The organism is Kitasatospora sp. P5_F3 (assembly GCF_054049135.1).
The window spans coordinates 1-1,740 of record NZ_JBFUMY010000182.1 but is presented as its reverse complement, the minus strand read 5'-3'; the positions used below and the strand labels follow the sequence as shown (position 1 = coordinate 1,740).

Here is a 1,740-nt window from a genome sequence, read left to right as displayed (position 1 = left end):
CTATCCGGCGGTGCTCCGGCGCGAGCGGCAACCACAGCTCTCCGCCCGGCTCGGATCGGGGTGCCTCAGCAGCCGGCACAGCAGCAGATCAAGGTCGAAACGGTCCCGTTCCGACCCGATCGGGACGAGCCGCTCGGTCCGCCACAGGAAGCCCCCGACGTCGCTGCTCCGGGCTCGCAGCACGGCCCCACCGCTCTCACCGCGGAGCGAGACGTAGACACTCTGCCCGCCACCCGGCCCCGGGTGGACCGACACGTCACCGACTCCCGCCCACTCCCGCAGGCCGGTCGCCAACAGCTCCCGGGCGAAGGTCCAGACGATCGGCTGGTCCAGCCCGACGTGGATGTCCAGGAACACCGCGTACGGGTCCCGCACCTCGTATCTCAGACAGGCGGCCACCGGGACGGCCGAGCCGGGGGCCACCACGAGCTGTAGGTCGAGCGGTGCGACCACGGTCGGAGCGCCGTGGCCCTGCACGGGCACCCTGGACAGACGACGCACCGTCACCACCCCATCGGGGAAACGTGGTTCCCCACCGCGCCGGATTCCGGCCGGAAGCTCCGGGGTGGTCGGGTGAGCCGTTCCCACTCCGGATCTCTCCGGCCGGGGACCGTCCGCCCACGGGCCTCCCAGAGCTCGGCGAGGTGAGCAAAGATGGGAACTTGGCGGAGAAACGTTTCATCAACGGCCGTGTCGCTGGCCTCGGTAACAGTACGCACACCGGAAGAACGACCCAGTCGATCCGGAGTAACCCTCCTCCCCCTCAGCCGTGGTGTCGGTCTGCCGGCCGGGCCGACGCTGTGCCCGTACCCGCCCGACGTGATCCAGCGCTGTGGGATGGTGGTGGCATGACGCTGGAGGACCTCGCCCGGCTGCGCCGGGCCCGTGACCAGGTGGACCGCGACTACGCGGAGCCGCTCGACGTTCCGGCTCTGGCGCGCACCGCCCTGATGTCGCCGGGCCACTTCTCCCGCAGCTTCCGCGCGGCCTTCGGCGAGACGCCGTACAGCTACCTGATGACGCGCCGGATCGAGCGGGCCAAGGCGCTGCTGCGGCGGGGTGACCTGTCGGTGACGGAGGTCTGCTTCGAGGTCGGCTGTACCTCGCTCGGGTCGTTCAGCTCACGGTTCACCGAACTGGTCGGCGAGAGCCCGAGCGCCTACCGGGCCCGCAGCCATGACGAGGGCGCCGCCGTACCGGCCTGCGTCGCCAAGATCCACACCCGACCGGTCAGGAATGGAGAAGCAAAACCCACGGCCCGCCCGTAGCGTGAAACGCATGGACATCAAGCTTTCACAGTGCTTCATCGCCGTCGACGACCACGAGAAGGCGATCCCGTTCTACCGGGATGTGCTCGGCTTGGAGGTGCGCAACGACGTCGGGTTCGAGGGGATGCGCTGGGTGACCGTCGGGGCACCGTCGCAGCCCGGTGTGGACATCGTGCTCGAGCCGCCCCTCGCCGACCCGAACGCCCCCGCCGCCGACAAGGAGGCCATGGCCCAGCTGCTGGCGAAGGGCCTGCTGCGCGGGGTGATCTTCTCGACCGAGGACTGCGACGCCACCTTCGAACGGATCCGCGCCGCCGGCGGCGAGGTGCTGCAGGAGCCGATCGACCAGCCGTACGGCGTCCGCGACTGCGCCTTCCGCGACCCCGCCGGGAACATGCTGCGTTTCAGCCAGCCTCGCGCGTAGTGGCCGCACTCCCCTGAAGACCCATCAGCTCCCCTGAAGACCCATCAG

General features: G+C 70.1%; 3 protein-coding genes. 2 read left to right on the top strand and 1 reads right to left on the bottom strand.

Annotated features, from left to right (window positions below):
* Positions 1-507, bottom strand: coding sequence for an SsgA family sporulation/cell division regulator (locus ACXJMZ_RS37185; RefSeq protein ID WP_457034414.1), 507 nt, complete (start codon positions 505-507; stop codon positions 1-3).
* 341 nt (positions 508-848) lie between these two features.
* Here ACXJMZ_RS37185 and ACXJMZ_RS37180 point away from each other — a divergent pair, with 341 nt between their 5' ends.
* Together ACXJMZ_RS37180 and ACXJMZ_RS37175 are read left to right on the top strand one after the other, a co-directional pair.
* Entirely contained in the window at positions 849-1,268 is a 420-nt protein-coding gene (locus ACXJMZ_RS37180; protein WP_457034413.1) for a helix-turn-helix transcriptional regulator, read from the top strand.
* Between the two features lie 10 nt (positions 1,269-1,278).
* Positions 1,279-1,692, top strand: a complete 414-nt coding sequence (locus ACXJMZ_RS37175; RefSeq protein ID WP_457034412.1) for a VOC family protein — start codon at positions 1,279-1,281, stop codon at positions 1,690-1,692.
* The last annotated feature ends 48 nt before the right edge of the window (positions 1,693-1,740 follow it).

What these genes read in the sequence shown, in the direction of transcription:
- ACXJMZ_RS37175 (WP_457034412.1), top strand. Translation starts at nt 1,279, where the DNA reads ATGGACATCAAGCTTTCACAGTGCTTCATCGCCGTCGACGACCACGAG.
- ACXJMZ_RS37180 (WP_457034413.1), top strand. Translation starts at nt 849, where the DNA reads ATGACGCTGGAGGACCTCGCCCGGCTGCGCCGGGCCCGTGACCAGGTG.